Source organism: Microbacterium sp. Bi128 (genome assembly GCF_918698205.1).
Window position 1 is genome coordinate 1 of the sequence record NZ_CAKKMM010000285.1, and the last position, 5,228, is coordinate 5,228.

5 protein-coding genes and 1 pseudogene are annotated in these 5,228 nt (G+C 67.9%); 4 read left to right on the forward strand and 2 right to left on the reverse strand.

The genetic code is table 11. From position 1 onward, the window contains the following. Together LQV45_RS17125 and LQV45_RS17130 are read left to right on the forward strand one after the other, a co-directional pair. On the forward strand, positions 1-648 hold a 648-nt coding region (locus LQV45_RS17125), incomplete at its 5' end, for an alpha/beta hydrolase family protein (RefSeq protein WP_230008061.1). Next, positions 645-3,263: a bifunctional lysylphosphatidylglycerol flippase/synthetase MprF gene (locus LQV45_RS17130; RefSeq protein WP_230008062.1), complete on the forward strand. Its 2,619-nt coding sequence runs from the start codon at positions 645-647 to the stop codon at positions 3,261-3,263. The genes LQV45_RS17125 and LQV45_RS17130, both read left to right, overlap by 4 nt. A gap of 180 nt (positions 3,264-3,443) precedes the next feature. Here the strand turns inward: LQV45_RS17130 and LQV45_RS17135 are convergent, their stop codons facing one another. Both LQV45_RS17135 and nucS read right to left on the reverse strand, forming a co-directional pair. Next, a complete protein-coding gene (locus LQV45_RS17135) occupies positions 3,444-3,647 on the reverse strand; it encodes a cold-shock protein (protein WP_011692441.1) in 204 nt (67 codons plus the stop codon). A 289-nt stretch (positions 3,648-3,936) separates the two neighbouring features. Continuing rightward, positions 3,937-4,632 (reverse strand): endonuclease NucS, encoded by a 696-nt coding sequence (nucS, locus tag LQV45_RS17140; protein ID WP_026266819.1) that lies wholly within the window; start codon positions 4,630-4,632, stop codon positions 3,937-3,939. Positions 4,633-4,713: 81 nt separating this feature from the next. On the opposite strand from nucS, the gene LQV45_RS17145 reads away from it, so the two are divergent. Continuing rightward, positions 4,714-5,085, forward strand: a complete 372-nt coding sequence (locus tag LQV45_RS17145; RefSeq protein WP_230008063.1) for an ATP/GTP-binding protein — start codon at positions 4,714-4,716, stop codon at positions 5,083-5,085. 10 nt (positions 5,086-5,095) lie between these two features. Then, a pseudogene (locus LQV45_RS17150) lies at positions 5,096-5,228 on the forward strand (alpha/beta hydrolase); the annotation flags it as partial.

Genomic DNA, 5,228 nt, shown 5'->3' on the forward strand with positions numbered 1-5,228 from the left:
GGTCCTGCCGACTGGCTGACTGGCGGCGCACTCCGGAGCCGGCTCGACCGGTTCGCCGCGGAGCACGCCGGGGTGGCGCCCGTAACGGTGGTGGTCGATCCCAACGGCTCGGCGTCGGGAAACACGCTGTGCATGGACAGCCGGATTGCCCAGGCGGACACCTTCCTGGCGCGGGACGTTCCGGACTGGATCAAGCGCACGCTCGACGTCGACCCGGATCCCCGCCGGTGGGCCGCGGGCGGTTTCTCCTTCGGCGGCACGTGCGCCACGCAGATGGTCACGAGGCATCCCGGCGTCTACAGCGCGGCGCTGGCCTTCTCCAGCGAGGAGGAGCCGGCCCTCGCGAAGGTGCGGGCCAAGACCATTGAGGCCTCCTTCGGCGCCGACGCCGCGGCCTTCGACCAGCTGACCCCGCTGCGCGTCATGGCGGAACACCGCTTCGACGGCCACGGCGTGTATTTCGCCGCCGGAGACCGCGATCCGCAGTTCACCGGCTACATGGACGTGCTCTCCGAGGCGGCACGCCGTGCCGGGTTCAGCGTTGAAACACACCGGATCGCCAACGCTGGGCACTCCTGGGACGTGGCATCCGGCGGCCTTCCCGGCGGCCTGGACTTCCTGGCCCGACGCTGGGGGATCGCGCCATGAGCCAGGCCAAGACCGGGAGTAACCGGACCGCGGCGGGCCCAGGGCAGGAGATCCCGCCGTTGCAGGGTGTCTGGCGCCAGGGCTTGCGCCGGACGCTGGCGCACTTCCGTGCCGTACCCTTCACGCTGGCGGTCCTCGCGGCCTTCCTCGGTGTCGGGGCCGTGACGGGCAGCTTCCTGTCGGGCCCGCCCGACGCCCTGTTGCCTGTAGCGTCCGTCAACGCTTCGGGGCTGAAAGCGGGGCATTGGTGGTCCTTGTTCACCTCGCTGTTCTTCGCCACCAACCTGCTGGCCTACCTGGCCGCATCACTGATGATCCTCCTGCTTCTGGGTCTCGCTGAACGGCATCTGGGGACCCTGCGGACGGCCGTATTCTTCTTTGTAGGCCAGTTCGCTGCTGTGACGGTGTTCCTGCTGGTTACCCAGCTGGCCCGGTATATCGGCGACGGCTGGCTGGGGCTCATGGTCAACGCCCGGCTGATTGGCCCCTACGCCGCCGTCCTGGCCGTGGCCCTGGCCGCCAGCGGCCTGCTGCCCACGCTGTGGCAACGCAGGCTGCGGACCGCCGGCCTGTCCGCGTCCCTGCTGCTGGTGCTCTACGTCGGGCATCCGGAGACAGTGGTTGGGCTCGCCGGTGCCCTTGCCGGCCTGGCCGCGGGCTGGTGGATCCAGGGCGACCGGGGGACCCTGCACCGGCACCGCTCAACCGGACGCGAAACCCGCAACCTGCTGGCCCTCACGGTCGCGATCTTCGCGGTGGGGCCGATCCTCACGGCCACCGTCAGCAGCCCCACCGGGCCCCTGGCCCTGTTGCGCGACGTCGTGCTGAACCCGCTGCCCACGCTGGGCCAGCTGGAGGAAAACTGCGGCGGGACGGTGGACGTCAGCTGCCTGGAGGCCGGCCGCGCCGGACTCGCCGGTCCGCTGGGCCTTGCGCTGGCGGTTGTCCCGGTGGTCCTGCTGTTGATCTGTGCGGACGGCATGCGTCAGGGCCGCCGCCTGGCCCTGCGGATCGCGATCATCGTCCAGCTTGGCGTGACAGCCCTGGCCGCCGTGTACCTGGCCCTGTTCGCCCGGATTCCGCACTACGCCAGCCAGCCGCACACGGCCGTGATGGGCTCCGGCTTCGTCCGCGTCCTTCCGCTCGTGGCCGTCCCGTTGCTGCTCGTTGTGCTGCTCTGGCTTAACCGCCGGCAGTTCCGGGTCGAGACTGCTCCGCGGGCCAGGCGGATCCTGGGCATCGTGGTAGGGGGCACGTGGCTGGTGCTCGCCGGGGCCTATTCGGTGGCCTGGCTCGCCGCCGGCGGGATGGACCGCGACGGGGGAGTGCTGGGCCTCGCGGCGGAACTCGCCCGGCAGTACCTGCCGCTGCCCATTCCGGGCGCCTACAGCAGGTTGTTCCAGAACCGCAACGCCGTCGAGTCATTTCTGTTCGCCTATGCCGGCATCATCTTCTGGGGGGTGGCCCTGGCGGCGGTCTGGCTGGTGCTGCGGCGGCGGCTGCACGGTACCGGACACAGCACCGACGTCGGCTCCGGGGACCGGGACACGGCCCGTGACCTGATCCGCCAAGGCGGGGACTCACTGTCCTGGATGGCGCTCTGGGAACCGAACAAATACTGGTTTACGCCGGACCGGCGCGGCGGCGTGGCCTATCAGCAGCACGGCAACGTGGCCCTGACGCTGGCGGGCCCGTTCGGATCCGCCGCCCTCCACGAGGAGACCGCGGCGGGTTTCATGCGCTACTGCGCCGAACACGCCCTGATCCCGTGTTTCTACTCCTGCACCGCCGGCCTCTGGCCCATGCTCCGGGCCCGCGGATTCCGCCGCGTGGCCGTGGCCCAGGAAACCAGGCTCGCCGTGCGCGAACTCGAGTTCAAGGGCAAAGAATGGCAAAACGTCCGCACCGCCCTGAACCGTGCCGCGAAGACCGGTGTCCAGACCGTATGGGGGCGCTACAGCGAATTCCCGGCCCCGCTGCGGACCCAGCTCAGCGAGGTCTCCGAAGAATGGGCGGCGCAAAAGCACGTGCCGGAGATGGGCTTCACGCTCGGCAGCATCGACGAGCTCGACGACGACGAGGTGCTGTGCTGCCTGGCGGTGGACGCTTCCGGACGCGTGCAGGGCGTTACGAGCTGGCTGCCGGTGTACGCGGACGGACAGCTCGTGAGCTGGACCCTGGACTTCATGCGCCGGCGCGGCGACGCGTTCCCCGGTGTCATGGAGTTCCTCATTGCTTCCGCCGTGCTGGAGCTCAAGCGCACGGTTGAGGTGATCTCCCTGTCCGGCTCGCCGCTGGCGAAGGACCGTGACGGAGACAGTGCCGGCGGCGGCGACTCCGGAGGCGATTCCGGAGGCGACTCCGGCGGCAGCGACGCCGGGCCGGAGGGGCTGGCCGGGATCCTGGACGTGGTGGGCAGGGCCCTGGAACCCGTCTACGGCTTCCGCTCGCTGGCAACCTTCAAGTCGCGTTTCAAACCGGACTACCGCACGCTGTACCTCTACTACCAGGATCCGTTGCAATTGCCGGCGATGGGCCGGGCCCTGAGCCGCGCGTACCTTCCCGGGTTGTCCGTCCGGCAAAGTGCCCGCCTGCTGCGCACTTTGGTGCGTTAGGCAGGGCCCGGCGGGTTAGTGCCCGGGGTGAGTGCGGAATTCGGCTGAAGAATGCATCCGGGCCAATGCGGACGAGCTGAAAGACCGCGCCCAAGAATGCACAAAAAAATGATCCCCGGCACAAATGCCGGGGATCATTCCTGGTGCCGGAAATGCCCTAAAGCACTTCCCGACGGCAGACTAGACCAGCGTTACGCCGGTGGCCTGGGGGCCCTTGGCGCCCTGGCCGATCTCGAACTGAACACGCTGGTTCTCGTCGAGGGTCTTGAAGCCACCGGTCTGGATCTCGGAGTAGTGAACGAAGACATCGCCATCGGAGTCATCCGGGGTGATGAAGCCGAAGCCCTTTTCTGCGTTGAACCACTTGACGGTTCCCTGAGCCATTTGTTTCTCCTCATTGTGGATCTTGAATAAATCCGGCGCACTTCGCACCGGACTTGGTCACTCTGCGAGAAGAACCTTTGGCAACGGAACCGGATTCACGGACCGTGGCGGCAGGAGCTTCACGCTCGCAACATGTCTTGCGAGCATGAAAAAACACCTACACAAAGACTCGTATAAGAATTTCATGACACTTGCGTCAGGTCAACGGGCGAACGGAAGAATTGCATAAAAATTGTGCAAAGAACGTCTTAACGCGAATCGCCGCCACGGAAAGCCTGCCGCGGGGTGCTTAGAAGAGCCGGGATTCGCTGTCGTCAACGCCGCGCATGGCGTCGTAGTCCAGGGTCACGCAGTCGATTCCGCGGTCCTTGGCGAGGACCTTGGCCTGCGGCTTGATCTGCTGGGCTGCGAAGATTCCCCGGACCGGGGCCAGCAGCGGGTCCCGGTTCAGCAGTTCCAGGTACCGGGTGAGCTGCTCGACGCCGTCGATGTCGCCCCGGCGCTTGAGCTCAATGGCCACGGTGGCGCCGTCCGCGTCCCGGGCCAGGATGTCCACGGGGCCGATCGCGGTGAAGTACTCCCGGCGGATCAGCGAGAACCCGGTGCCCAGCAGTTCGATCTGGGCGGCCAGGAGCCGCTGGAGGTCCGCCTCGACGCCGTCCTTGATCAGGCCGGGGTCCTGGCCCAGTTCGTGGGAGGTATCGTGCAGCTGCTCGTGGATGTTGATGATGAGCCGGTCATCGGTCTTGGCCGACTGGACCGTCCACTGTTCGACGACGCCGACCTCGACGTCGACCTCATCCGGTGTGGAGACCCGCAGGGACGCAGGAGGGCTCATCCAGTTCAGCGGCTTGTAGGACCCGCCGTCGGAATGGACCAGGACCGAACCGTCGGCCTTGACCAGCAACAGCCTGGTGGCCAGCGGCAGGTGGGCTTTGAGGCGGCCGACGTAATCAACGGAGCAGCGGGCTATGACTAAACGCACCCGGTCAACTCTACCGCCTGCGCGGGCGGCGGCTTGGCGGGGCGGCAATGAGCGGCAGCCGGACTGGGGCAGAATGGAGGCATGCCCCGTTCCAACCGCCCCCGCCGCGCCGGTTCTGCGAAGACAGGCTCCGGCAAGGGCACAGTGCCCGGAAAGAGCAAAGCCGCCGGAGCCAAGCACGGCCCGGCGCCGGAACTTGACCTGGAGCGCGCCCGCTCGGGTTTCGCCCGCCGCGAGAGCTCACCGGACGGCGAATGGATGGTCCGCCCCATCACCGCGGGCCGCGCCGAGAAGACCTACATCTGCCCTGGCTGCTCCACCGCCGTGCTGCCGGGAATCGCCCACCTGGTGGTCTGGTCCGAGGACCACCTCTTTGGCGCCGCCGCGGGTCTCGCCGAGCGGCGCCACTGGCACAGCAACTGCTGGACTTCGCGGAGCTACCGGTATCGCTAAGCTGGTCAGCATGAGCTTTGATCCCGCGTCCTACGTCTTCACCCAGCCCTCTGCTCCCACTGCCATCCGTGCCTCCACGGTCCTGCCGGCCCGCCGCGAGAACGTCGAACTCCGCACGTCGGACGGGCCCCGGCTGGTGGGCG